22 protein-coding genes and 1 pseudogene are annotated in these 25,316 nt (G+C 55.3%); 16 read left to right on the forward strand and 7 right to left on the reverse strand.

Going from position 1 to position 25,316, the window contains the following annotated elements; all coding sequences use genetic code 11:
• Window positions 1-29: 29 nt before the first annotated feature.
• The 3 genes from EAO82_RS12075 (at window position 30) to EAO82_RS12085 (ending at window position 2,838) form a co-directional block, all read left to right on the forward strand.
• Window positions 30-371: a YggL family protein gene (locus EAO82_RS12075; RefSeq protein ID WP_096344866.1), complete on the forward strand. Its 342-nt coding sequence runs from the start codon at window positions 30-32 to the stop codon at window positions 369-371.
• Between the two features lie 276 nt (window positions 372-647).
• Window positions 648-1,169 carry a DUF962 domain-containing protein gene (locus EAO82_RS12080; RefSeq protein WP_096344867.1) on the forward strand — a complete coding sequence of 174 codons (522 nt, stop codon included), beginning with the start codon at window positions 648-650 and terminating at the stop codon, window positions 1,167-1,169.
• Between the two features lie 148 nt (window positions 1,170-1,317).
• Window positions 1,318-2,838 (forward strand): aldehyde dehydrogenase family protein, encoded by a 1,521-nt coding sequence (locus tag EAO82_RS12085; RefSeq protein ID WP_096344868.1) that lies wholly within the window; start codon window positions 1,318-1,320, stop codon window positions 2,836-2,838.
• 61 nt (window positions 2,839-2,899) lie between these two features.
• Here EAO82_RS12085 and EAO82_RS12090 read toward each other — a convergent pair whose 3' ends face one another.
• Genes EAO82_RS12090 through EAO82_RS12100 form a run of 3 tightly spaced genes read right to left on the reverse strand, consistent with a single transcriptional unit; the run spans window position 2,900 to window position 7,288 of the window.
• Complete coding sequence (locus EAO82_RS12090; protein ID WP_096344869.1) at window positions 2,900-4,675, reverse strand: SulP family inorganic anion transporter; 1,776 nt, start codon at window positions 4,673-4,675, stop codon at window positions 2,900-2,902.
• A complete protein-coding gene (locus EAO82_RS12095) occupies window positions 4,672-6,414 on the reverse strand; it encodes a bifunctional protein tyrosine phosphatase family protein/NAD(P)/FAD-dependent oxidoreductase (RefSeq protein WP_096344870.1) in 1,743 nt (580 codons plus the stop codon). The genes EAO82_RS12090 and EAO82_RS12095 overlap by 4 nt, the downstream gene beginning before the upstream one ends.
• Window positions 6,415-6,424: 10 nt before the next feature.
• Window positions 6,425-7,288, reverse strand: a complete 864-nt coding sequence (locus EAO82_RS12100; protein WP_096344871.1) for an MBL fold metallo-hydrolase — start codon at window positions 7,286-7,288, stop codon at window positions 6,425-6,427.
• 135 nt (window positions 7,289-7,423) lie between these two features.
• Between EAO82_RS12100 and EAO82_RS12105 the strand changes: the two genes are divergently transcribed.
• The gene (locus tag EAO82_RS12105) at window positions 7,424-7,699 is read left to right on the forward strand and encodes a metal-sensing transcriptional repressor (protein WP_096344919.1); all 276 of its coding nucleotides are present in this window, start codon (window positions 7,424-7,426) and stop codon (window positions 7,697-7,699) included.
• A gap of 6 nt (window positions 7,700-7,705) precedes the next feature.
• A complete protein-coding gene (locus EAO82_RS12110) occupies window positions 7,706-8,197 on the forward strand; it encodes a M48 family metallopeptidase (RefSeq protein WP_096344872.1) in 492 nt (163 codons plus the stop codon).
• A 15-nt stretch (window positions 8,198-8,212) separates the two neighbouring features.
• Here the strand turns inward: EAO82_RS12110 and EAO82_RS12115 are convergent, their stop codons facing one another.
• A complete protein-coding gene (locus tag EAO82_RS12115; protein ID WP_096344873.1) occupies window positions 8,213-8,632 on the reverse strand; it encodes a PaaI family thioesterase in 420 nt (139 codons plus the stop codon).
• 225 nt (window positions 8,633-8,857) lie between these two features.
• Here EAO82_RS12115 and EAO82_RS12120 point away from each other — a divergent pair, with 225 nt between their 5' ends.
• The 10 genes and pseudogenes from EAO82_RS12120 (at window position 8,858) to EAO82_RS12160 (ending at window position 20,371) form a co-directional block, all read left to right on the forward strand.
• Window positions 8,858-9,295: a LexA family protein gene (locus EAO82_RS12120; RefSeq protein ID WP_096344874.1), complete on the forward strand. Its 438-nt coding sequence runs from the start codon at window positions 8,858-8,860 to the stop codon at window positions 9,293-9,295.
• Window positions 9,288-10,559, forward strand: coding sequence for a translesion error-prone DNA polymerase V subunit UmuC (gene umuC / locus EAO82_RS12125; protein ID WP_096344875.1), 1,272 nt, complete (start codon window positions 9,288-9,290; stop codon window positions 10,557-10,559). Before EAO82_RS12120 ends, umuC begins: the two co-directional genes overlap by 8 nt.
• 105 nt (window positions 10,560-10,664) lie before the next feature.
• Window positions 10,665-11,822 carry a Fic family protein gene (locus tag EAO82_RS12130; protein ID WP_096344876.1) on the forward strand — a complete coding sequence of 386 codons (1,158 nt, stop codon included), beginning with the start codon at window positions 10,665-10,667 and terminating at the stop codon, window positions 11,820-11,822.
• A 137-nt stretch (window positions 11,823-11,959) separates the two neighbouring features.
• Window positions 11,960-12,310, forward strand: a complete 351-nt coding sequence (locus tag EAO82_RS12135; RefSeq protein WP_231703200.1) for a nucleotide pyrophosphohydrolase — start codon at window positions 11,960-11,962, stop codon at window positions 12,308-12,310.
• 3 nt (window positions 12,311-12,313) lie between these two features.
• Window positions 12,314-14,167, forward strand: a pseudogene (locus EAO82_RS12140) (DNA/RNA helicase domain-containing protein); the annotation flags it as partial.
• A 132-nt stretch (window positions 14,168-14,299) separates the two neighbouring features.
• The gene (locus EAO82_RS21000; RefSeq protein ID WP_321540971.1) at window positions 14,300-14,746 is read left to right on the forward strand and encodes a S24 family peptidase; all 447 of its coding nucleotides are present in this window, start codon (window positions 14,300-14,302) and stop codon (window positions 14,744-14,746) included.
• 149 nt (window positions 14,747-14,895) lie between these two features.
• Complete coding sequence (locus EAO82_RS12145) at window positions 14,896-17,376, forward strand: hypothetical protein (RefSeq protein WP_096344878.1); 2,481 nt, start codon at window positions 14,896-14,898, stop codon at window positions 17,374-17,376.
• A 50-nt stretch (window positions 17,377-17,426) separates the two neighbouring features.
• On the forward strand, window positions 17,427-18,362 hold the full coding sequence (locus tag EAO82_RS12150; RefSeq protein ID WP_218838545.1) for a hypothetical protein: 936 nt from the start codon (window positions 17,427-17,429) through the stop codon (window positions 18,360-18,362).
• A gap of 144 nt (window positions 18,363-18,506) precedes the next feature.
• Window positions 18,507-19,388 (forward strand): TIGR02391 family protein, encoded by an 882-nt coding sequence (locus EAO82_RS12155; RefSeq protein WP_096344880.1) that lies wholly within the window; start codon window positions 18,507-18,509, stop codon window positions 19,386-19,388.
• 605 nt (window positions 19,389-19,993) lie between these two features.
• Complete coding sequence (locus EAO82_RS12160) at window positions 19,994-20,371, forward strand: hypothetical protein (RefSeq protein ID WP_096344881.1); 378 nt, start codon at window positions 19,994-19,996, stop codon at window positions 20,369-20,371.
• A 54-nt stretch (window positions 20,372-20,425) separates the two neighbouring features.
• Here the strand turns inward: EAO82_RS12160 and EAO82_RS12165 are convergent, their stop codons facing one another.
• On the reverse strand, window positions 20,426-20,761 hold the full coding sequence (locus tag EAO82_RS12165; RefSeq protein WP_096344882.1) for a hypothetical protein: 336 nt from the start codon (window positions 20,759-20,761) through the stop codon (window positions 20,426-20,428).
• A 231-nt stretch (window positions 20,762-20,992) separates the two neighbouring features.
• Window positions 20,993-22,687: a dihydroxy-acid dehydratase gene (ilvD, locus tag EAO82_RS12170; RefSeq protein WP_096344883.1), complete on the reverse strand. Its 1,695-nt coding sequence runs from the start codon at window positions 22,685-22,687 to the stop codon at window positions 20,993-20,995.
• A 232-nt stretch (window positions 22,688-22,919) separates the two neighbouring features.
• On the opposite strand from ilvD, the gene EAO82_RS12175 reads away from it, so the two are divergent.
• Entirely contained in the window at window positions 22,920-24,008 is a 1,089-nt protein-coding gene (locus EAO82_RS12175) for a flavin monoamine oxidase family protein (RefSeq protein ID WP_096344884.1), read from the forward strand.
• On the opposite strand, the gene EAO82_RS12180 is transcribed toward EAO82_RS12175, so the two are convergent.
• Window positions 23,969-25,204 carry an HD-GYP domain-containing protein gene (locus EAO82_RS12180; RefSeq protein ID WP_096344885.1) on the reverse strand — a complete coding sequence of 412 codons (1,236 nt, stop codon included), beginning with the start codon at window positions 25,202-25,204 and terminating at the stop codon, window positions 23,969-23,971. The two genes, EAO82_RS12175 and EAO82_RS12180, sit on opposite strands and share 40 nt — an antisense overlap.
• Window positions 25,205-25,316 lie beyond the last annotated feature (112 nt).

Here is a 25,316-nt window from a genome sequence, read left to right on the forward strand (position 1 = left end):
CCGCTTTAAACCATCCAAGAGGAATTTTCATGGCTACCACCCGTTCGCGTCGTTTGCGCAAAAAGCTCTGTGTTGATGAGTTTCAGGAGCTGGGTTTTGAGCTGAATCTGGACTTGAAAGACGACCTCAGCGTTGAAGAGATTGATACCTTTCTCGACCAGTTCATCCTGCAGGCCTTGGATGCAAACGGCCTGGATTATGTTGGCGGCGAAGACTTCGGCCTGGTTTGTCTGGCCGGGCGTGGCTCGGTCAGTGAAGAGCAGCGTGCAGCAGTGGAGAGCTGGCTCAAGGGCCGTAGCGAACTGACAAAAGTTGAAGTCAGCCCGCTCTTGGATGCCTGGTATCCAGACAAGCCGATTACTGCGGCATAGCGGTAAGCTGCCTTTCCCGCCCATCCCGTCATTCCCGCCCTCCGTCATTCCCGCCCCTCTCCCGTCATTCCCGCGAAAGCGGGAATCCATTTTGACTTTGGCATCCCAAACTCCCGCACCGTCGAAAGCCCCGACAATGGATCCCCGCTTTCGCAAGGATGACGAATAAGTATATTAATGAATCGTGTGCATCGAATTGCCTGAAAATTCACCATTCGCCACATAGGTCTGTCCGCGCTACTGTCTTCCAAGCTATCCACGAACCTGGAGGTTCTGATGAAAACCCTGGAAGACCAACTGTCGCAATACGCGGCTTACCACCGCGACGCGCGCAATATCGCCACTCACTTTATCGGCATTCCGATGATCGTGGTGGGTGTTGCCGTTCTGTTATCCCGGCCCGCCATTGAGCTGGCGGGTATTGCCGTATCACCTGCGCTGCTGGCAGGGCTGGCGGCGTCCTTCTACTACCTCAAGCTCGACTGGTTTCTGGGCGTGATCATGAGCGTGCTGATGGCGCTGTCGGTCTGGGCAGGTGCGCTGCTGGCGACTGAATCGACTGCGCTCTGGTTGTCTGCCGGTGTCGGGCTCTTTGTGGTCGGCTGGGCGTTCCAGTTTATCGGTCACTTCTGGGAGGGCAAAAAGCCGGCCTTTATTGACGACGTTGCCGGCCTGATCATCGGCCCGCTGTTTGTCGTCGCAGAAGCGCTGTTCATGCTTGGCGCTTTGCCAAAGCTGCGCACGACGATTGAGGGCAGGGCGGGTCATATCCGCTCCGGCAAAACCTCGGCCGCCTGAGTGCCAGCTAGTCGCACTCGCTGTTGGTAATACCCAGTAACCCAGATCATCTGGCGAAACAGGCGTACCCGGCAACCCTCTGCTGTAATCAGTACTGTCCCATGATCTGGCTCGCAACGGGCCAGGCACAGTGCAGAGGGTAACCATCATGATTTATGCAAATCCCGGAGCGGAAGGCTCCGTCGTTTCGTTCAAGGAACGTTACGGCAACTTCATCAACGGCGAGTTCGTCGCGCCGGTCAAAGGGCAGTACTTCAGCAATATTTCCCCCGTCACCGGCGACGCGGTCTGTGAAATTCCCCGGTCCGGCGCTGAAGATATCGAGAAAGCACTGGACGCAGCCCACGCCGCCAGGGCCGCCTGGGGCAAAACCTCCGTGCAGGAGCGGGGCAATATCCTGCTGCAGATCGCTGACCGCATCGAACAGAACCTGGAAAAGCTCGCCGTTACCGAAACCTGGGATAACGGCAAAGCCGTGCGTGAAACGCTGAATGCCGACATTCCGCTGGCGGCCGATCACTTCCGCTACTTTGCCGGTTGTATTCGTGCTCAGGAAGGCACGCTGGCGGAGATTGACGAGTTCACCACCGCCTATCATTTCCATGAACCGCTGGGCGTCGTGGGCCAGATTATTCCCTGGAACTTCCCGCTACTGATGGCCGCCTGGAAGCTGGCGCCGGCGCTGGCGGCCGGAAATTGCGTGGTACTCAAACCGGCTGAACAGACACCGCTGGGCATCCTGGTGCTGATGGAGATCATTGGTGATCTGTTGCCACCCGGTGTACTCAACGTGGTCAATGGCTACGGCCGTGAAGCCGGTGAAGCACTGGCCACCAGCAAGCGCATCGCCAAGATCGCCTTCACCGGCTCAACCCCGGTCGGCCGGCACATCATGCATGCCGCTGCGGAAAACATTATCCCCTCTACCGTAGAGCTCGGCGGCAAGTCGCCGAACATCTTCTTTGCCGACATCATGCAAGCTGAAGAAGCTTTTATCAGCAAAGCCGTCGAAGGCCTGGTGCTGGCGTTTTTCAACCAGGGCGAAGTCTGCACCTGCCCATCGCGGGCGTTGATCCAGGACAGCATGTACGACGACTTTATCGCCATGGCGATCAAACGCACGCAAAGCATCACACGCGGCAACCCGCTGGATACCGACACCATGGTCGGCGCGCAGGCCTCCGAGCAGCAGTTCGACAAGATTCTGTCCTATATGGAAATCGCCCGGCAGGAAGGTGCAGAGTTTCTGATTGGCGGCAGTGCAGAGCAACTGGAAGGCAATATGAACAAAGGCTTTTACATCCAGCCGACCCTGCTCAAGGGCAACAACCAGATGCGCATCTTTCAGGAGGAAATCTTTGGCCCGGTGGTCAGCGTCACCACCTTCAAGGATGAAGAAGAAGCACTGGCCATCGCCAATGACAGCCAGTTCGGCTTGGGTGCAGGGCTGTGGACGCGCGACACCAACCGCGCTTACCGCATGGGTAGGGCGATCCAGGCAGGCCGGGTGTGGACCAACTGCTATCACCTGTATCCAGCTCACGCCGCTTTCGGTGGTTACAAGCAATCCGGGGTAGGGCGGGAAACGCACAAGATGATCCTCGACAGCTACCAACAGACCAAAAACCTGCTGGTCAGCTACGACGTGAATCCGCTGGGGTTTTTCTAGCCGCTGGCCGGCAGTGGCTCTGATTAGTCACTGCCGGTCGAGGTGGGTGTGCCAGATACCTTCAGTTACCAGGTCGCGGGCAGTTTTCATCCGTTTTTCTGGGAGCTGGTGGTTGGTGGGGCTGGCGCACGGAGGGGGCAAGGGTATTCATCGCTTCGTACTGGCTGATAAAAACCTGCCCGCCGAAGTGGTCAAGGAAACTGGAACGGCGCAAACGGTCCATTACCGGCCCCTTGACCTCAGATAGATGCAACTGCACGCCGGCCGTGTGCAGGCGCTCAACGATGGTCTCCAGCGAATCCAGCGCACTGGCATCAATCAGGTTGACCCCCGAACACATCAGGACCAGATGACGAACTTGCGGACGCCTGGCAATAAGATCGCCAATCCGGTCTTCAAGGTAGCGGGCATTGGGGAAATACAGACTCTCATCGACCCGTAGGGACAACACGCTGGGCGACTCGATAACCGCAAAACGTTCGACATTGCGAAAATGCTCGGTGCCTGGCACCTGGCCAACCACCGCCATGTGCGGCTGGCTAGTGCGCCACAGGAACAACAATAGGGAAAGACCAACACCGATCAGGATCCCGGCTTCGACGCCAATCAGCAATACGCCGAGCAGGGTAGCCAATTGCGCCGCACCATCCTGAGGTGAGTAGCGCCATGTACGGCCCAGTGATCTGAAGTCAACCAGGCTGAGCACAGCAACAATGATGGTAGCGGCCAGCACGGCATGCGGCAGATTGTGCAGTAGCGGGGTCAACAACAGCACGCTCAAAGCGATACCAGCGGCGGTAAAAACCCCGGCCATGGGCGTCTGCGCGCCGGCATCATAGTTGACTACTGAGCGAGCAAAGCCGCCAGTGACCGGAAATCCGCCGCTGAAGGCTGCGCCGAGATTAGCGGTGCCGAGGCCGAGCAATTCGTTATCCGGTTCGATGCGCTGGCGGCGTTTGGCAGCCAGGGTCTGGCCAACGGACACCGACTCAACAAAACCCACCAGACTGATCAGCAGTGCGGCGGGTAATAGTTGCACCATCAGATCCAGGTCCCACGTGGGTAATGTCAGCCCAGGCAAACCCTGTGGAATGACACCGACCACCTGGACCCCAACCTTGTCCAGCTGCAATAACGTGACCGCCGCTATCGCAACGATAATGGCCAATACCGGTCCCGCCTTCGCCAGGTTGCCAGCCATTTGTGCGGACAGCCCCGCATGTTGCAGCGCAGGTTTTAGCCGTGCCCGCGCCCACCACAACCAGGCCAGGCTAAGCAGCCCGATCAACAGCGTAGGCCAATGCGTGGCGGCCAGCGACTGCCATAGCCGCGGCACAATCTGCACCAGGCTCTGGCCAGAAGCAGAAACACCCAGCAGATGCTTGAGCTGTCCGATGGCGATAAGAATGCCGGAGGCGCTGATAAAACCAGACACCACCGGATGGCTGAGAAAGTTGGCAAGAAAGCCCAGCCGCAAAAAGGCCATGCCACTGAGTAGCAGACCGGAGAGCAGGGCCAGGAGCATGGCCGCACCGATGTAGGCTTCGCTGCCGGCTGGAAACAGCGGCGCGAGGGCTGCAGCCGTCATCAGAGAAACCACCGCCACCGGGCCCACTGCCAGCGTGCGGCTGGAACCGAATACGGCGTAAGCCAGCAGCGGCAGTATGCTCGCGTACAGCCCCATGACCGGCGGCAGACCAGCCAGCATCGCGTAGGCCAGGCTCTGCGGTATCAGCATCAGCGTTACGATGAGTGCTGCCATCGCGTCCTGCGTCGCTTTATTACGGTTGTAATCCCGGCCCCAACCGATGCAGGGCAGCCAGCGGGCCCATTTCACTTAGCCTGTTCCTTGCCAAAGTCGCAGGCCGCCGGGGCTTCAACTGCTACGGGCTCATGGGGCAGGCGCACGGGTTTGGCCAGCCATTCACGGCCACGCAGCATCATGTCGAAGTAGATAGTAGGCATCATCTTCACTTTCAGGTCCCAGGCCAGGCGACGAGGAACGGTCGGATCGAGAGGAAAGGTCGGCAGCAGCTTGCCACCGTAGCCAAACTCGGCCAGCACCACCTTGCCGCGCTCTACAGTCAGCGGGCATGAGCCATAGCCATCATAAAGCGCCCGTGGCCCTTTGCCGGCCAGGACGGCAAGCACATTCTCAGCGACTACCGGAGCCTGCTTGCGCACTGCAGCGGCGGTTTTCGCATTGGGTGCGGCGCACACATCACCCAGGCTGAAGATATTGCCGTAGTGTGGATGGCGCAGGGTTTCGTGGTCGGCATCAACCCAGCCATCAGCGTTGGCCAGTGGGCTCTGGCGGATAAAATCCGGCGCGCGCTGGTGGGGCACCACATGCAGAAAGTCGAATGATTTCTCGATAACCTGTGTGTTTCCCGCCGCATCAACCTGGTTGAACCAGGCCTTGTGTGCAGCCCCGTCAACCGCAGTCAAGGTAGTGCTGAACCCGAGTTGAACGTTGTAGCGTTCAATGTATTTCATCAAGGGCGGCACGAAGGCGGGCACGCCGAACAGCACCGCGCCCGCGGTACAAAACTCCACATCAATATCCGGCAGCACGCCTTGCTTTTGCCACCAGTCACAGGAAAGATACATGGCCTTCTGCGGCGCGCCGGCACATTTAATCGGCATGGGTGGCTGGGTAAACAGCGCGCGGCCCTTACGCAGGCCTTGCACCAGTTGCCAGGTGTAGGGCGCCAACTCGAACTGGTAATTGGAGGTCACGCCGTTTTTGCCGAGAGTCTCACTGAGACCGTCCACCGCATCCCAGTGCAAGCTCAAGCCCGGGCACACCACCAGGCTGCGATAGCCAACGCGCCCGCCATCCTCCAGTACTACAGACTGTTGCTCGGGCTCGAAGCCTGCAACGGCTGCGCGAATCCAGTGTGCGCCATGGGGGATGCAGCGCACCATCGGACGCTCGGTGCGCGCCCGGTCAAAAACGCCAGCGCCCACCAGCGTCCAGCCGGGTTGATAGTAATGTTGCTCGCGCGGCTCTATTACTGCGACACGCAGGTGCGGTTCACGCTTCAAGAGGCTGGCAGTGACCGCACAACCGGCTGCGCCGCCGCCCACTACCAGAACGTCGTATCGTTGGGTTGGTGAGGGGCGACTCTGCGGCATCGCCAGCGGATCTTTTTGCCAGCGCTGTTCCAGCCGCGACGCCAGACTGCTGATGTCATATCCGTTGGCTTGCGCCGTATTCAGAAGCACCACCGGATCAAGGTGGTGCGCTTCGCTCAGCGCCCAAAGGCTGGTCGACCGCGTACCCGTGCGGCAGAACGCCAGAACCGGACCCCGTGCCTGGCCGAGCAAATCGGTGAAGGCGCTGACATTGTCCTCGCTTATTTGCCCTGAAAGCACCGGCAGGTAGTAATACTCGAGACCATTGGCCTGCGCTGCAGCCTGTATTTCGGCCGAGCTGGGCTGGCCTTCGCCCTCATTGTCCGGCCGGTTGTTGATCACACTGCGAAAGCCGGCGGTCGCCAGCGCGCCCATGTCAGCAGGTTGCAGTTGAGCCGACACCGCAAAAAAGGGGCTCAGGTGTTTCAGGGTGTCCATGGTCATTACCTCATAGCATGTCGAGGGGGATCTTCAGGTAGCGGGTACCGTTGCCCTCGGCTGGTGGCAGTTGTCCTGCACGCATGTTGACCTGCACCGACGGCAGGATCAGCGTCGGCATGCCCAGTGTGGCGTCGCGACTGCTGCGCATGGCAACAAAGTCCGACTCGTTGATACCTTCGTGTACATGCACGTTGTGTGCGCGCTCTTCCGCAACGCTGGTCTGAAAGCGATACTCGTCGCGCCCGGGTGCCTTGTAGTCGTGGCACATGAACAGGCGGGTATCGTCGGGCAGGGTAAATAGCTTGCGGATTGACTGAAACAGCGTGTGAGCGTCGCCACCGGGGAAGTCACAGCGCGCGGTGCCGTAGTCCGGCATGAACAGCGTGTCACCTACGAACCCGGCATCGCCGATCAGGTAGGTCATGCACGCCGGAGTATGGCCCGGGGTATGGAGCGCACTGGCCTGGATATTGCCCACCTGAAAGGTATCGCCATCCTTGAACAGGCGGTCGAACTGACGGCCATCGGTGGCAAACTCGGTACCAGCATTGAACAGTTTGCCAAAGGTGTTCTGTACCACGGTGATGTTCTCGCCAATTGCCAATTGGCCACCCAGTTCACGCTTAAGATAGGGTGCGGCCGAAAGGTGGTCGGCGTGCACATGGGTTTCCAGCAACCAGTCCACCTGCAGGTGATTGTCTCTAACAAACTGGATCAGACGATCAGCGCTTGTGTGCGAGGTGCGCCCAGACGCCGGGTCATAGTCCAGTACCGAATCAATGATCGCGCAGCGCGCTGTGCTAGGATCCGAAACCACATAGCTATAGGTACTAGTAGCCGAATCGAAAAATTCGTTAACCTTGGGTTGCATGATGGTGCTCCTTTCTTGATACCCCTAGGGGTATATAATTAAGAAAGATCGTACCTGTTTTTTTGTTCTATGCTTAGATTATTAAGGAATATAAAATCTAAGGTTATTCTTCCGCCATAGGCCGTGACTGAACTGATGAACGTTAATGAAACGCAAGAATCAAAAAGCCGCGACGCGATACTCAAACGTCTTGCTCGGGTGGAAGGGCAGGTGCGTGGAATCCAGTCGATGATCCAGCGGGGGGATGAATGCGAGAAAGTGGCGCAACAGTTCAGTGCGGCGCGCAAGGCACTCGACAAGGCTTACCAGGAAATGCTCGTGTGCTTGGCGGAAGATGCCATCCTCGACCCGAACCAGAGCAATGCCGAAAAGCTGGCGCAGCTGCGCGGCATCTTTACCAAGTACACCTGAGTTACCGTGGCCACGCTCAAATACCTCAACGGATACAGCCCCAGCCTGCAACAGCAGGTGCAGGCGCTGATCGACAAGAACCAGCTCGGCAGTTGGCTGGAACAGCGCTACCCGCCGCAAACCCAACATCTGATCCAGTCCGACGCCGCGCTGTATGAATACACCCAGCGCCTCAAGCAGCAACACATGCGCAGCAGCGATCCGGTCAGCAAGGTGTTCTTCGACACCCGCATGCACGTCATCGACAACGCTCTGGGCCAGCACCAGTTCGTCAGTCGGGTGCAGGGCAGCAAGCTCAAGCGCAAGAACGAAATCAAAGTCTCAGCGATCCTGAAAACCCTGCCAGAACCGTTACTGCGCATGGTCGTGGTGCATGAGCTCGCGCATCTGCGCGAGAAAGAGCACAACAAAAGCTTCTACCAGTTGTGCCAGCATATGGAGGCGGACTATCACCAGTTGGAGCTGGACCTGCGGTTGTTTTTGACCTTGCGCGGTTAGGGCAGTATTCCTCGGTCATTTCAGCGGCTGCACCTTGAACACCGCCTTGGCCGTCGCGCAGAGCTGATCGTTGGAGTAGATATTCGCGTCAGCAAAGCACAGCGATTTACCAACACGCGACGGCGTCGCACGCACTTCCACCCAATGGCCCACGTGCGCCGTACCCAGAAAATCGATCGTCATGCTCACGGTCACCAACCCACCGATGTTCTCCAACTGCCTGGCACAACTCAGCCCCATGGCATTATCCGCCAGCGCCGAGAGAAGCCCGCCATGCACAAACCCGCGGCTGTTCACGTGCGGCGCATCGGCCAGCAAACCCAGGCAGAAGGTGCTCTCAACGCTGGCAGCGTAAATTGGTTCCCAAGGATCGGTCAGGCCGCTTTTGCGGGTGTGGGGTTTGAAACCGGCGGGTATGGCTTGTGTTGTGTCCACGATAGTTCTCCGACTGATAGTTAAATCTATATATAGACCAGTCGTTATAATTTATCGAGAAATAAGTGCGTGCGAGATGCCATGGAAAGGGCGAGGCCTGAAACAGATCGAGTCTGCTTTGCTCTTTTATCAGCCAGGGTCCACCGAATTACACATTTCTTTTGACCCGGTAGGGGTAATTTCGTTTACTGTATGTACGTACAGTATTTATCAAGGTTACCTGATATGAACGTCCTCACCAATTTAGGCCCCTTGGGCAGCTCGCTGATTGAGCTGCCTTTTTTTTCCTCGCGTGTTTCTGCAGGCTTTGCCAGCCCGGCGCTGGACCATATGGAGCAGGCGCTGTCCCTTGATGAACTGCTGGATATCGACGCGCCGCACACCTACCTGGTGCGTTCAGCCGGCGACAGCATGGAAGGTGCAGGCATATTTGATGGCGATATTCTGGTGGTCAACCGCGCCGTTAAAGAGCAGAACGGCAATATCGTGATCGCCGCCATTAACGGCGAAGCGCTGGTAAAGCGCCTGTGCATCCGCGGTGACGAGGTGGTGCTGAGAGCTGAGAACCCCAAGTATCCGCCGGTATATGTGATGGAAGGCGATGAGCTGCTGATCTGGGGTGTGGTGAAATTCAACATACACGGGCATCTGTGTCATGGCTGACCCGGTGTTTGCGTTGATCGACTGCAACTCTTTTTATGCCAGCTGCGAGCGGGTGTTCCGGCCTGATCTGGCGCGCACGCCCATTGTGGTGCTGAGCAACAACGACGGCTGCGTCATCGCTCGCTCTGCCGATGCCAAACCTTTCGTCAAAATGGGTGCGCCTTACCATCAGGTGCATGAAGTACTGAGGCAGCACGGCATCCTCGCCTTCAGCAGTAATTATTCGTTGTACGGTGATATCAGCGAGCGCGTCATGACCGTGATCGAAAGCCTGGTACCGGGCCTGGAGGTGTACTCAATTGACGAAGCCTTCGCCGATATGAACGGCATCCAGGACCGGGACCAGCTAGGCCGCCAGATAAGAGCCACCGTGCTGAAAACCACCGGCATACCCACCTGTGTCGGCATAGCCCAGACCAAAACATTGGCCAAGCTGGCGAACCACGCGGCCAAACGTTGGCAGAAGCATTACGGCGGGGTGATGGATATCTGCGATCCGGAGCGTCGAGACAAGGTGCTGAAGGCGGTCAAGGTCAATGAAGTATGGGGAGTAGGCCGGCGGATGAATGAACACCTCACCAACATGGGCATAAAAACCGCGTGGGATCTGGCCCAGGCAGACGCCTGGACCCTGCGCCAGAAGTTCAGCATCGTAGTGGAAAAGACCGCCCGCGAACTGCGCGGCGTATCCTGCCTGGCGCTGGAAGAAGCGGCCGCGGCCAAGCAGGAAATCTGCAGCAGCCGCTCATTCGGTCACCGCCTGAAAGACATAGAGCCGATTCGCGAGGCGGTGGCCACTTACGCATCCCGCGCATGCGAGAAACTAAGGGCGCAAGGCTCGCTGTGCAAAAAGGTCCGGGTCGCCATCCGCACCGGCATGTTCAACCCCACCGAAGCCAAATTTGCCAAAGGCATAGTCTGCGAACTGCCATACCCCACGGACGATACCCGCTTGATTATCCGCGCCGCGCTACAAGGGTTGGAAGCCGTGTTCAGGGAAGGGCACGCTTATGCCAAGGCGGAAGTGATGCTGCTGGATCTGCGCCAACAGGGCGAGTTCACCGATGACCTGTTCGCAGAGACTCAGCCCGTCGCCGCTGAAAAAGTCATGAGCGTGCTGGACAGCATCAACAACCGCTGGGGCAGGGGCACCATGCGCCCCGCCCGGGTGCCGGTCACGCCCGAATGGGGCATGAAGCAGGAACTGAAAAGCCCGAACTACACCACCCGCTGGGATCAGTTGTGGACGGCGCGGTGTAAATGAAGGCTTAGGTTGCTCCTTAAGGAAACCTAAAATAACTCAGCACTTTATTTTATTTATCTGTTTAAGTTAAATTAACGACGACCGTTATTTTAACCTGGAGCAAGCATGAAACGCGGCACAACAGGGCATTACGTCCCTAACATCGCGGGTGGCGTGGCCTGCAAAGCCTTCATCCCGGCAGCGCTACCACCACAGCCGCCGCTGCAACTGGATAACAAGCTACAGGGCCGTATCAGCCAGGCCATGTTGGCGCTCGGTCGTCTGGACGCCATCAGCACGCTGCTGCCAGATGCACGGCTGTTCCTGTACAGCTATGTGCGAAAAGAAGCGGTCATGTCCTCGCAGATCGAAGGCACGCAATCCTCCCTTAGTGACCTCATGCTCTATGAGATGGATGGCATGCCCGGCGTGCCCATGGATGACGTGCAGGAAGTCTCCTGCTATGTCAGCGCGCTGGAGCTGGGCATGCAGCGCATCCGAGACGGTCACCCCATCAGTTTTCGACTGCTGACTGAAATGCATGAAGCCCTGATGACCTCCGGTAGAGGCATCAGTAAGGGGCCAGGTGAGTTCCGCAAGAATCAAGTGTGGATTGGCGGTCATCGCGCAGACGAAGCCACCTTTGTACCCGCGCCTGCAAACGAGCTAGCCAATTGCTGGGCCGAGCTGGAACGCTTCATCAATGATGTGCCGGAAGCTACAGATCCCCTGATTAAAGCCGCCCTGGCGCATGTGCAGTTTGAGACCATTCACCCCTTTATGGATGGCAATGGTCGCCTGGGCCGCCTGCTGATTCCGCTGATACTGGTCAGTGCCAATATTCTTGGCCAGCCGTTGTTATACCTGTCGGTGTTTTTCAAAAAACATCGGCAGATCTATTACGAACACCTGCAACAGGTGCGCGTAACCGGAGACTGGGAAAGTTGGCTGCTATTCTTTGTCGATGCTGTCGCCGACACCGCCACGCAAGCCGTGAGCACAGCCCAACAGCTCAATACCCTGCGCAGTGATCACAGTGAACTGGTAAGCGGTCTTGGCCGCATGGCGCCGTCTGCCAGGCAGGTATTGGAGGTACTCTTTGAATACCCTATTGCCAATATCAACACCCTGGTAAAACATGGCGGCATCACCGCAGCTACTGCAGGCAAGGTTATGGAGCTGCTATCCCAGCCCAGTCTAGCGCTGGTACGTGAACTCACCGGCCAGAAACGCAACCGGGTATTTGCCTACACTGCCTACATCGACATTCTGAATCAGGACTAACCCTTTTCGAGTTGCTTTGGCTACCTTCACGCATGCAGACAAATGCAGCGGGATAATGCAAAGTAGGTCACATAATGAAGCGGGCCCAAGCGCACGGGCCTGACCGCCTTCTTGCTGACAAGGATTTTGGAGAGAACGTGTCCGAGATAAAGCAACTGACTGAGAAAGTGCTGGCATTCCGGGATGAGCGCGACTGGAAGCAGTTTCACAACTCCAAGGACCTGGCCCTGTCGCTGGTGCTGGAAGCTACCGAAGTGCTGGAAATCTTCCAGTGGAAGCAGGACCAGGCAGCCATCGACGGCGTTGCCTTGGAGCGCAAGCAAGACCTCGCCGACGAACTGGCCGACGTGTTCTGCTACACGCTACTGATGGCCAACGACCTGGGCATCGATCTGGCTGAAGCACTGAAAACCAAGATCGAAAAGAACAGCGCCAAATACCCCGTAGACAAAGCCAAAGGCTCCGACAAGAAATACACGGAGCTATAACGTTTGATCATCTATCAGACGGACAAACAGCATTTTCTGGATGATGTGTTCAAGCGCGATATCGAAGCTATCGTGCTGGAATCCTTTCGCAACCGCACTGGCAGGTCTGTCTCCAAGGAAGAGATACGCTCCTGGGCCTCCTCCCTGGTTTATATGGGCAAAGTACTGAACGACGACGCTATTCCCAATGACTGCGGCGTTGCCATTGAATACATGATCCCACAGACGGCCAAGCGCGTTGATTTTCTGCTGACCGGCAAGAATCACGAAGACAAGGACTGTGTGGTCATCGTGGAGCTGAAACAGTGGGAGTCAGCTCGCAAGACCAGCAAGGACGGCATCGTTTCAACCCGCTTTGCCCGTGGCGAAGCAGAAGTTGGCCACCCCTCATACCAGGCCTGGTCCTATGCCGCCTTGCTGGAAGGCTATAACGAAGCTGTGTATGACGGCGGCGTGCAACTGCGTCCCTGCGCTTACTTGCATAACTATGCCGACGCCAAAGGGCCGATCAATGATCCGTTCTATGCGGCGCACATCGAGCGAGCCCCGGTCTTTCTCAAGGGCGATGACGAGCGTGATCGGCTGCGGCAATTTATTCAAAAGCACGTCAAGCATGGCGACAAGGGCAACACGCTCTTTCTGATCGAGGGCGGCAGAATAAGGCCATCCAAAAGCCTTGCAGATGGCTTGCTCGGGCTGCTCCAGGGCAATCAGGAGTTTGTGCTGATCGATGACCAGAAGCTGGTCTATGAGAACGCTCTGAGTCATGCCAGGGCCGTCCGCGAGAATGGCAAGCGTGTTTACATCGTTGAAGGTGGCCCGGGTACCGGGAAATCGGTAGTAGCAGTAAATCTGCTGGTAGGGTTGACCAGCGCGGACATGGTTGCCAAGTACGTCACCAAGAATGCAGCGCCTAGAGCAGTGTACGAAGCCCGCCTGGTGGGCTCCTTCAAGAAAACCTATATATCCAATCTGTTCGTAGGCTCCGGTGGTTTTACCGAAACGGAAAGGAACCAGTTTGATGCGCTGGTAGTGGATGAAGCGCATCGCTTGAATGAGAAGTCCGGCCTGTACGGCAACCTTGGCGAGCATCAGGTCAAGGAGATCATTAACGCTGCCCGATTCTCTGTGTTCTTTATCGATGAATCGCAGATCGTCACGCTCAAGGATGTAGGCAAGAAAGAAACCATTCGCCAATGGGCCGCAGAACTCGGCGCCACGGTGTTCGAAGGGGCGCTGGAATCGCAGTTTCGCTGCAGTGGCTCGGATGGCTACCTGGCATGGCTGGACAACACCCTGCAGATACGTCCGACAGCTAACGACAAGCTGGACATAGCCGAATACGACTTTCGAGTGGTCGATTCACCGACAGAGCTGAGAGAACTGATCCTCAAGCGCAACCGGGAAAGAAACCGGGCGCGCATGGTCGCCGGCTACTGCTGGAAATGGCCAAGTAAAAAGAATCCAGCAGCCTACGACATAGAAATGCCAGAGCATGACTTCAAAGCCCGCTGGAACCTTACCAAGGACGGTGGCCTGTGGATGGTCTCAGACGATTCAGTGCATGAAGTTGGCTGCATTCACACCTGTCAGGGGCTGGAAGCCGACTACATCGGTGTAATCGTGGGTGATGATTTTATAGTGCGCGACGGCCAGGTGATTACCCAGCCGGAAAAGCGCGCCTCGTCCGACCGCTCGATCTCAGGCCTGAAGACGCTCGCCAAAACCGACCCTGCATTAGCAAAAGAGAAAGCCGACGCCATCATCAAGAATACATACCGCACCTTGATGACTCGCGGTATGAAGGGTTGTTACGTCTACTTCACCGACGCGGAAACCGCAGCCTTTTTCCGTAATGGGATAATTGGCACACGCGACCAAGCAGACTCACAGAGCAACAATCAAACGGCCCATGCAGCTGCCGAATCTGCAGCAAAGTTTCCATTCCCCGTATTGCTCGGAGAAGAAGGCAGATCCAACCCCCGCGCAGTGCCGCTTATTCCGCTGCAGATAGCTGCTGGCTCTTTTTCTGAATCGCAAGCGTTGGATATGAATGCCGACGAATGGGTGGAGCTGCCTGAAGGCTTTAGTGCCAGCGCGGACTTGTTCGTCGCTCAGGTGGTGGGCGAATCAATGAACCGCCGTATTCCCAATGGCGCTTGGTGCTTGTTTCGATCCAACCCCAAAGGCACACGCCAGGGGAAGATAGTGGTTGTCCAGCATCGTAGTATTGATGATGTAGAGACCGGTGGTAGCTATACGGTGAAGAAATACTACAGTGAAAAGGTAGCGACCGAGGATGGGGCAGGGTGGGTACATCAGCGGATTAAGTTGTTGCCGGAGTCTACGGATAGTTCGTTTCAGCCGATTTTGTTAGGGGTTGAGAAGCAGGATCACATAAGGGTTTTGGCTGAGCTTGTAGTGGTTTTGGTTTGAATCTTCTTCTAGCGTCGGTAAGAGACTATTCAGAAGTGGCTCAAGTGCATTTGGGTTCTTTAACGTCTGCTGCGCGATCCTGGATTCAGCACCTCCCGATTGGGCTCGGACCCCATTACATATGAGTAATAATTGAGAGCGAGAACATTTTGATTGATCGGCTGAAAATTTGGGTGAGCTCAAAATCTTGGTTTTGGGTACTCCGGACCTGGCAAGGAAGACTTAGTTTTGTCTTTGAACGCAGCGCGTATAAGAGGGGTGCTTCAGCCAGCGAAGCAAAGGAAAATACCCGAATTTTAGGGTCTATCGCATGGATCGGCGTGAAAGGCCTTTTTGTGGTCGTTGTTGTTTTGGCCACCCTAAAGTTCATAGAGAATTATATCGAAAACTATCTGGGTTGGCCCCCACCACTCAGCGCAGACGATGAAGATTTCACCATCGACCAGCTCAGGCTTTACGCTCAACTGCTCACGGCGATATTCTCGATCTACTTCGCTACAATTGGTATTATACTGAGTTCTGGTTATACAAGACTTCGCCGGGATATCATCCAGATGCTCACCAGGGAGCAGGTTGGCAGCGTGTACGCTCGGGTTCTAGTGCTTGCAGCGATTTTTTGTTTATTAGCCTCGGCTGCGCCGATATTTGGATTCGAGCCTGGCCTGCTAATTTATGTTGTCGGTACAGTTTTGACTTTGTTGAGCGCTTTGGCTTTGTTTCCCCTGGGTCAAAGGATTTTCAACTTTTTTGATCTCAATTTGCTTGTTCGGAGTGAGATCCTCCCCAGCATTGCTCGACACATTGAGGGCGCAGCAAACGATCGGAATTCAATTTCTTTATCGAACCATCACTCAAAAGCGGCGCGACAATCTCTTGAACAGCTCTTCTATATTGATGATCGTGTTAAAACTGGTAAGGAAAGCTTAGGAGACAGTCTACCTGCGTTGAGCAATGATTATACGGCCTTGCTGCTGCACTACTTTCAGAAGAAACACACTATCAGCCAAGAAAGCTATTGGTTTCCAAGAAAAAGCAAACACAAACAATGGTTTTTAGCTGGTGACAGTACGACGTCTATGGCGTTGCAAATGAGCAATCAGCAAATACTGGTTGAGGAGCAGCCAGATTATCAATGGCTTGAAAATGAGATCGTGGAACGATTGGCGGGCCACGTTGAACTCGCATTTCAGGTTGGCGACTTTAATCTTGCGATGAAGCTTATAGGTCGATTTTCAATACGCACTTCCGCGTACGCAGAAAGGTTCCAGTTTGACGTCGGTATGCAGGAGCTTGAAAGATTCAAAGAGATCATTGAAGAGAGCTTTGCTTCATCGATTGTCATAGCGGAAGATAAAGCATGGAAGACAAAAGTTGGCATAGCAGATACATGGGCTGCACTGGGAAGCAATCTCTGCATAGAAACTCTACGCAGAATGATGACCTTTGAGAAAGAGCTTAAACAATTCTTTGAAAAGGACGAATGGAGCAGGAGGTCCCTGCGCCGTCTCCCAGCTTTTCTACAGATAGAGCTCGCCTTCATCGTTGAGCGCATTGAGTTTGAGCAAGAGATCGAGGGAGAGCGCCTATCCAAGCCAAAATATGTGCAACAGTTGGCGGTCCAAAAGCTTTTACAGCATTATTTGAGAGTTCTGTCTGCGATACGTGATTTTTATCAACGCATGGTTCCAGACTTTGTAGGTTCAATTGCAAATTTGAAAATGTCAAAGGCCGCAACGCAGGTGCTCTTAGCAAGCCTGCATAGCCATTGGAAAGTGCTACGCTGGTTTGACGAGGTCACGAAGCTCTTGGACCGGTATCAGAAGTATGGTTACTATACAGATGAGCTGTATAAACTGTGTGAGATAAATATTGCTGAGATGTCCACACAGCTTGCTTCGGCGAGAGATGATGCAATTTCTATGCTCGGCAGCGGAGATATAGTGGGTCATATCTTTGAACCGAAACACAATGATGAATTGCCGGATCATTTTGGACAAATCTATTTCGAATTGGCCGAAGCATGTATAGGTGCCCTTGAGCAGAATGATGAAAGCAAGTTAGATAGGGTTCTCCCTATGTTCTTGTCCCTAGCATTTCTCGCTGCAGATTCTAAGTTCGCGGACCCTTCGCTCGAAATAAACGATGAGTTCCGACTTCATCTAATTTCAACGGTGATAAATGATCTGGCTTCAGTTCTAGGATTTGCCATGCTCTACGGGGCGTATTTCGATAATGAGAAGTTGTCGGAGAGTGCCCTAGCTAAATTCGACACTTGGATTGAGCGCGCTGCCGACAAACAAAAATACCTTAAAAGAATGGTTTTCCTCTCAAATCCCTATAGTTTTAGCATTGGCGCGTCGCCGCGTGGTCTAATTCGTATCAACTGGAAGATGTCGTTCGAACATCGTGCGAGAAACGATGGATTTGACGACCAGATGACTATGGGCAAGGGGAAGCAGCACCCAGATAAACTTGTGAGAGAATTTCTAAGGTCACTCTCTGATGCGTCTCATCTGTTTTTTGCAAAAAAGATCGTTCCTCAACTTGATACAGTTGACTTCGACATCGATCACCAGATCTCATCCCTCGCTCGCCGGTTGCGAGAAGGCGACAAAAAGGGCGGAGTATGAGGTTTTTTAGGGCAGCGCCTTCATGCGGGTATGACTCTCAAGATGAACAATTGGAGTTAGTTGATAGGCTTTTCATCAAGCGCGAAACACAAAAGCCAGGCTTTAATCGACGGATGTTCGATGAAGATTTTTCGCGGATGTTCCATGTAACAAACCAAAGAGACAACCTATTCGAGTTCGTATCGAATGACGATGAGCTCACTCAAAAGCTACTAGGTAATGTTAATACCAGATACACACAGCGCTCGCCTGATAAAACAGTACATGATTTGGTTGAGGAAATAGCTCGATCGTTAGTTTCGTCCGGAAGAGCCTACTATTTCCTTCACGATGACCCTGCGCACCAAGAAATGCACATAGTTCCGTTTAGTCCACGTGGCGTTGTTCGTTTCTTTGGTATATACATTCAGTGGATACCCAAACGCATGGAAATGCACTGGGATCGAGAAGACGAGGAAATTCCTAGAGAGATTCGTGTCTTGGACGCATCCAAAGTAATGCGCTTGGATATGCCCACATCAATTAAACGCATGCTCTCCGCGCAGAACAAAACTTTGGATACACTTGATAAACACCAATTTGAGGTTTCCAATTTCCCCCCTCCAGCCACACATGCGAATCCAAATCCTACCAATCAGTTCGACTTCCGCGTGTGGAGGGACATTCAAGAGCGCGCTTTGTATCGTGCCACGCGACGTACTGGCTGGAGAGGTAGAAAATCTGATTCGTCAAAGTGCTCAGACTTCTTCAGCTGTCACCGATTGATCCGGTTTCGGCGAAACCAACTCTTGCTAAGAAATAACATTTTGAAACAGCTCAGTGGTGAGCTGTCCAGGATTGGAAAAAGTTGCAAAGCGGATTTCTCAGTTGATATCTCGGCTACCGATAATTTATCTAGCGTAGCACATCTTGACGAATTGGAAATGCGCCTGGCGAGTGAGACTGCGAGATTTAACGAAGTCATCGACTACTGCTACGGGCGGTGAAAGGCAGATTGAAAGGCCGATAAATTTAGCAGCAAATTTGATGACAGATTTACTATCATTCCCGGTCCGGCTGATTCGCTCAGCGGGAATTAGGGTTTGATGAAAATCTCAGCTGCAAAAAGCAAATGATCAAAAGGATTCGACGTGCAATTCGAGCGCTTTGCAAAAGAACCATTAGCAATCCAGTATCTTGGTACTGAGTACACGCAGCCATGTCTAGATGCTTTGCGGTCATTGATCCAGTTAAGAGTGCCGATATCGCAGGTAAAGCTGCTTACCGCTAGCGAAGGTCAGACGAATATTCACGGCTTTCTGATTAGTACTGAGCTGGACGAGCTTATCGCTATCCGCCCGGGTTTTTCGTCTGGCTACCCAGATGAGGGGTCTCGAGGTCTTGCTACCGCCATTGAGCTGCTGCGTACATTTCGTTTTGAGGTTGAGGAATACTCGGTATCAGGCAAGCTGCTTGCGCGTGTCAAGCGGGCAGCTTTGACTTTGCAGGATCTAAAGTTTCTGGAAAGCGCTAATCCCATTATGCCCATCGGGCTTGACGACTACGTTTACGATGCAGGTCTGTTTGGGCGGCCTCCCGGAGTTTTCCTGCGAGGGTTTGAACCCTGTATTCCTTTAGCGCTAATTGATGAGCGGCTAGCAGATTTGGTCGTGGATTTTTTTGAGCATTCAAATGCTCGATTAATGAGTGGTTATGCGCGACTGGAGGTCATCATCAAAAACCGGACGGGGCTGAATGAATCTGCAGGCAAACTATTCAGAGCTGCATTTGACGGAACGTCGCCCTATTTGATGTGGCCGGAAATCGACCAAGGTGAGCGTGTTGGGCGGGTTGGTCTGTTCGTAAGTGTTTACCAAACCTATCGAAACAGGAGGGCTCATAACGAGGTGGTTGCGAACGAACATCTTGATCTAACCGAGCTGCTGCTACTGAACAATTTATTTGTATTGGAGCGCTCTGCCGTGCCCTCCGGAAGGTTATTCCCAACCATTCATGATGATCCGTTCAAGTAATTGGGATCGCAAGAAGGTCGGTTCTGGAGTGCGTTGATTTTCCTGCGCAATACTGCAGCTACGCAACATCGTAAGCAAAATTCAGGTCATATGAAGATTTCTACATACCATAACGAAGGGCTGCCGCTGGATAACTGGCACACCACAAGTGGTTGCTCTGGGTGGGAGGCCTGCTGCTTGGCTTGTCGATTGAGGCCATTCTTATTGGGAGTAACTGGGGTCAGATGAAGATTGATCCCAGAGCTTGTTGACTCTGCGTGCGAGGTCCAGCAGCACCGCAACAACCCGATCTGCTGAACGCCACAAGTGAGTCATCTCTGAGGAAAATGCCAGTGCTCACCACCAAGCATTGATGTAGCGGAGGCGTCTCACGCTTGATAGGCAGGCTTGACGGCTAATGTCAGCTTTCAAGTTGTCGCCTTCAGAGCTACAAATATAGCCTTTAGAGCAACACTGCTAGGTGTCTTTCTTAGCCTCGTTCTGACTCTTAGCCGCTATCAAGCAGAAGCGCTGAGCCGGTAACAGCCGGCTTGTCATTTGCCCATACCCGCAAGATGATGGTGCCACCGTGACCAGCCAAGCTGGTCGTTATTCCGGAGATAATAATGAACAAAGTACTGTCTGTGGTTGTAGGGTTTTTTGGACTGATGTTCCTGCTGATCGGGTTGCGTTGGCTGGTCGATCCGTCTGGCGCGGCAGGTCAGTTGGGTATGCCATTGCTGGACGATGTCGGGCGCAGTACTCAGATTGGTGACTTCGCCGCGTTCTTTCTCACCTTAGGCGTGCTTATTCTTTTTGCTCTGGTGACGTCTCAGCGCGTCTGGTACTACCCCGCAGCGATGTTGCTAGGCATCGCTGCGTTGGGGCGGGTGCTGGCTTGGGCGGTGCATGATGCGGCGCTGGCGCTTGATCTGATCGTCCCGGAGGTGATTATTGCCGCTGTGTTGCTGTTGGCGTCGCGCCGGCTGGGTAAGACGGGTTAACGCTACATAGTCAACCCAACAGTTTCAGCTTTACGGCCACAAATGACGCCGACGTCACTGCGCCTGTATCCAGCCATCCTTGGATTTGGCCATTAACATTTCCGAGCGTTGTACCGAGCGGCCGACGACCGGTGCTGTCGCATCCACTTCTACATCGCAGCGGTAGACATCCGTGCGTTCTTCTTCGCAACTATGGAGGGTGACGTCGTGGATCTCGACTTTCAGCATGCCGGACATGCTCTCACCGCCGAGCTCACCCAACATGGCGGACATCTGCTCCATTTGCGCTTCCAGCAGCGCTTTGACGTCCTTTTCCGACGGCCCGCTCGAGCAAGCGCTGAGCAGTAGGGTTGAGCCCAGCAGGAGCGCTCCGTAAATGGCTTTTTTCATTCTGATCCCTGATATTGGTTTTGTTGTAATGCATTAGCTGTCCGTCAGCGAGGTTATGTCAGATGCCAGGGCTGGGCAATACTAGACCTGATCCTGATTTCTCACGCGGCAGACTTATTATCAACTAATGGCACAAACTGAAGCTGGTACGTGTTCTGGGTGGCGTGTTGATAGTCCTTGCGGTGCTGCCAGTGATCAGCTGGAAGCGCTAGCGCGCACCGCATGAGGGCTCTATAGATTGGTATCCGTCACTGCACCTTCCGAGGCCGAGGCGACTGTTTTCGCGTATTTCGCCAGCACGCCGCGGGTATAGCGCGGTGCGGGTTCTTGCCAGGTACTCAGGCGCCGGGCGATTTCCTCATCAGTCAGGTTGAGGACGATTTGCCGGGTTTCCGCGTCGATGGTTATCTGATCGCCGTCCTGCACAATGGCTATTGGGCCGCCTGCCTGGGCTTCTGGCGTGACATGGCCAACCACAAAGCCGTGGCTCCCGCCGGAGAAACGGCCGTCGGTAATCAGCGCGACCTTGTCGCCCAGTTGCTGGCCCATGATGGCTGAGGTGGGGCTGAGCATTTCGCGCATACCTGGGCCGCCTTTGGGGCCTTCATAGCGGATAACCATTACATCACCGGCGACTATAGTGCCAGCGAGTATGGCGCTCATGGCCTCTTCTTCGGAGTGAAATACCCGGGCCTTGCCAGTGAACTGCAAGCCTTCCTTGCCGGTGATCTTGGCCACTGCGCCGCCTGGGGCGAGGTTGCCCTTGAGGATGACCAGATGGCTGTTGCGCTTGATCGGGTTATCGAAGCTGCGAATGATGTCCTGTCCTTGCGGGTAGGGCTGCACCTTGGCCAGGTTGTCGGCTAGCGTCTGGCCGGTGACGGTCAGGCAGTCACCGTGCAGCAGGCCGCGCTCCAGCAGCATCTTCATCAGTGGCTGAATACCGCCAATCTGGATTAGCTCGGACATCAGATATTGACCACTGGGGCGCAGGTCGGCCAGTACCGGTACTTTCTCGCCGATACGAGTGAAGTCGTCCAGGGTAATTCTCACGCCGATAGTCGAGGCCATGGCGATCAGATGAAGCACGGCATTGGTTGAGCCGCCCAGGGCGATAATCACGGTAATGGCGTTCTCGAAGGCTTCACGGGTCATGATGTCGCTGGGTTTGATGTCCCGGCGCAGCAGTTCAAGGATGGCCTGGCCGGCGCGTTCACAGTCCTGGGTCTTGTCTGCGGATACGGCGTCCTGGGCCGAGCTGCCGGGCAGGCTCATGCCCATGGCTTCAATGGCCGAGGCCATGGTGTTGGCGGTGTACATGCCGCCGCAGGAGCCCGCGCCCGGAATCGCCGTTTCCTCGATCTGCTTGAGCTCGATATCGGATACCGTACCCTTGGCATGGCCACCCACCGCCTCGAATACGGAAATGATGTCGGTGTGGTTCTTGCCCGGGCGAATGGTGCCGCCGTAGATAAAGATGGCTGGCCGGTTCAGCCGCGCCAGACCCATGATGCAGCCGGGCATGTTCTTGTCGCAGCCGCCGATGGCGATAATGCCGTCATGGCCCATGCAGCCGGAGACGGCTTCAATGGAATCAGCAATGATCTCGCGCGATACCAGCGAGTACTTCATGCCTTCGGTACCCATGGAAATGCCATCGGAGATGGTGATGGTGTTATAGATCACGCCTTTGCCGCCTGCTGCATTGATGCTGGCGTTGACGGTCTCGGCCAGGCCGTTGATGTGCATGTTGCAGGGCGTGACCATGCTCCAGGTGGAGGCTACACCAACTTGGGGCTTGCGAAAGTCATCAGCGCTGAAGCCAACCGCATGCAACATGGCGCGGCTGGCGGCGCGTTCGACGCCTTCTACCACTTGGCTGGAGTGTTTGCGCGAAGGCTTGGCGGGGGTGTTGTCCTCTGTCATTGCTGCGTACCTCTGGAGTTCCGGGGGGGGTCGACGCGCTGTGGAGTGGCTATTGCTAGCCTAGCGCCTGTTGGCACTCTAGCACGCAGGACCCGGTACGCGGGTTGAGGGGCGTCGTGCCCAGAGAGCCGACCCTGGTAATTGACTGGCAACAGGCGCCATGCTGAACTGACGCCGCACTGTGTCTGCAGTTGGCCGGCCAACGGCTGCCTTTTATCTTTCGAGATTGCTGATGACTATACCGAGAATTGCCATTATTGGTGGTGGCCTGGCTGGGCTGTATGCGGCTTACCGGCTACATCAGCTTGGTATCGAGTTTGACCTTTTCGAGGCGCGCAGTCGGCTGGGCGGCCGCATTCTGTCGACCGAGTCAGGCGGGTTTGATCTGGGGCCATCCTGGTTCTGGCCTGACTTTCAGCCGCTTATGCATAATCTGGTGGCTGAATTGGGTTTACCTGTGTTCGAGCAATACACGGCAGGATCTACCTTGGTGGAGGATCAGGTGGCGGGCGTTGTACGTAAAGCAGGGTATCTGCCGGGCAACGCGTCAATGCGTTTCGAGGGCGGAACCGGCCGACTGGTAGAAGCGCTGGCTGCCTCATTGCCGTCAGCTAAGGTGCATTTGAATGCTGCGCTGACATCTGTGCGTCTGGAAGATCAGGGGGTGCGGCTGACATTCTCCGGCGAGCAGTTGCAGGTACCCCATTACTCGAGTCTCTGGCTGGCGTTGCCGCCACGGTTGGCGACGGGGATTCAATTTACGCCGGGGCTTTTGCAGCCCGATTTGCAGCAGCTGATGGCTGTGCCAACGTGGATGGCGGCGCATGCCAAGTACATTGCACGCTACGCCAGGCCGTTCTGGCGTGAAGCGGGGTTGTCAGGTGATGCATTCAGTCGCATTGGCCCTTTGGTTGAACTGCACGACGCCTGCAATGAGGGTGGCGCGGCGCTATTCGGCTTTTTGGGGGTGGGTGCGGCTCAGCGCGCTCGCATCGGTGAGCCTGACTTGAAGGCATTATGCCGAGCCCAGCTCGTGCGGTTGTTTGGCGATCAGGCCGCTGATCCCATAGAGGACTACTTGCACGACTGGGCTGCTGATCCCTTTACGGCAACCGAACAGGACCAGGTAGCGTCGGGTGCACACGGCTATCTTGAGCGGGGCTTTTCACTGGCGCCCCCGTGGGGAGACATGCTGCGTTTGATTGGCAGCGAAGCAACTGCCGAGCAGGGCGGATATATGGAAGGTGCGCTGGGCGCAGTGGATGTGGCTATGCAGGTGCATCACAGATCTGCCGGCATCAACAACCCCTTACGCCGATAAGCCTCAATATCAATCCCGAACGCACCGCTGCTATACACCTCATGAACCCGGCATGGTTTACCGGTTGCGTCATTGATGCTGCTGGCCAGATCAATTACGGCCTCCTTGCAAAGCTTTTTGTTGGCATCCAGCACCCGCAGTATCTTGGGTTTGAGCTTGCTGGCGGGGGAGCAGCCGATGATGATGCCGACTTCGCCAGTGTTCAGCTCCACAATTTCACCGGGCGGGTAGATGCCGATCAGGCGGATAAAGTGGCCAACGATTTCTTCATCAAAATGGCTGTTGGTGGCGTCAAACAGAATGCGCAGTGATTCCAGGCTGGACTTGCCCTTGCTGTAGACGCGGTCGCTGTTGATTGCGTCGTAGGCGTCGACTACAGCGATGATCTTGGCAAAGTAGGGGATTCTGCTGGCGTTCAAGCCGCGCGGGTAGCCTTTGCCATCCAGGCGTTCATGGTGGGAGTAGGCGACGTCCACGGTGGCGGGGGTGACCTGCTGGTTGCTCATCAGTAGCCTGCGCCCTTCAATGGCGTGGCTCTGCATGATGCGCAGCTCTTCGGCGGTGAGGGCCCCGGGTTTGTTCAGAATCGCGCTGGGGACCTTTATCTTGCCTACGTCGTGCAGCATGCCGCACACGCCAATCTGCTCCAGCTGATAATCCGGCAGGGCTAGTTCACGGCCCAGGGCGATGGCGAAGATGGCGACGCGCAGTGAGTGTTCGGCAGTGTAATGATCGCTATTCTTGATGCGGGCCAGCCAGAGCATGGCGGCAGGGTTGCGCAGGATGCTGTCGACACACTCGCGCACCACGGCCTTGACCGCGCTGACGTCCAGCTCCTGGCCCATGCGCACGGCATCGAGCAGGCGCAGTGACTCTTCGCGCGCGGCGTGCCAGACGGGAGAGGCTTGATCCATTTCCTGGGCGAAACTGACCTTGCCGACAATCGGCTGCAATTCGGGCGCCTGGGCGTGGTTCTCGATGATTTGTTGTTTGACGCCGACGGTGAGCCGGGAGTCCACCCAGACATGCTTGCAGGCCTCTTGCAGCAGGCGGATTTCCTCCTGCTGGCGAATGCGAAAGCCTTGAAATAGAAAGCTGGTTTCAGTCCAGGGGCGATCAAGTTCGATCACGTACATCCCAATGGTGAGTTGGGCTACGTCGATCTTCATGCGGTCCGTTCGGGCGTTTTCGGACATGGGACTTCTCGATGTTGGCGGCAGGCCTTTTTTTATTCTTTATAACCTATCGCCCATCGATTTGCTCTAGCGTTTATGGCGATTTGCCACACTCTACAGAAGAATATGTAGC

Source organism: Halopseudomonas pelagia (genome assembly GCF_009497895.1).
GTDB classification, from domain to species: Bacteria; Pseudomonadota; Gammaproteobacteria; order Pseudomonadales; family Pseudomonadaceae; genus Halopseudomonas; species Halopseudomonas pelagia_A.

Coding starts and splice junctions, on each gene's coding strand:
- ilvD (WP_096344883.1), bottom strand. CDS start 22,687: ATGACAGAGGACAACACCCCCGCCAAGCCTTCGCGCAAACACTCCAGC.
- EAO82_RS12080 (WP_096344867.1), top strand. CDS start 648: ATGAAAACCCTGGAAGACCAACTGTCGCAATACGCGGCTTACCACCGC.
- EAO82_RS12075 (WP_096344866.1), top strand. CDS start 30: ATGGCTACCACCCGTTCGCGTCGTTTGCGCAAAAAGCTCTGTGTTGAT.
- EAO82_RS12085 (WP_096344868.1), top strand. CDS start 1,318: ATGATTTATGCAAATCCCGGAGCGGAAGGCTCCGTCGTTTCGTTCAAG.
- EAO82_RS12175 (WP_096344884.1), top strand. CDS start 22,920: ATGACTATACCGAGAATTGCCATTATTGGTGGTGGCCTGGCTGGGCTG.
- EAO82_RS12160 (WP_096344881.1), top strand. CDS start 19,994: ATGAACAAAGTACTGTCTGTGGTTGTAGGGTTTTTTGGACTGATGTTC.
- umuC (WP_096344875.1), top strand. CDS start 9,288: ATGGCTGACCCGGTGTTTGCGTTGATCGACTGCAACTCTTTTTATGCC.
- EAO82_RS12105 (WP_096344919.1), top strand. CDS start 7,424: ATGAACGTTAATGAAACGCAAGAATCAAAAAGCCGCGACGCGATACTC.
- EAO82_RS12165 (WP_096344882.1), bottom strand. CDS start 20,761: ATGAAAAAAGCCATTTACGGAGCGCTCCTGCTGGGCTCAACCCTACTG.
- EAO82_RS12180 (WP_096344885.1), bottom strand. CDS start 25,204: ATGTCCGAAAACGCCCGAACGGACCGCATGAAGATCGACGTAGCCCAA.
- EAO82_RS12120 (WP_096344874.1), top strand. CDS start 8,858: ATGAACGTCCTCACCAATTTAGGCCCCTTGGGCAGCTCGCTGATTGAG.
- EAO82_RS12130 (WP_096344876.1), top strand. CDS start 10,665: ATGAAACGCGGCACAACAGGGCATTACGTCCCTAACATCGCGGGTGGC.
- EAO82_RS12095 (WP_096344870.1), bottom strand. CDS start 6,414: ATGGACACCCTGAAACACCTGAGCCCCTTTTTTGCGGTGTCGGCTCAA.
- EAO82_RS12100 (WP_096344871.1), bottom strand. CDS start 7,288: ATGCAACCCAAGGTTAACGAATTTTTCGATTCGGCTACTAGTACCTAT.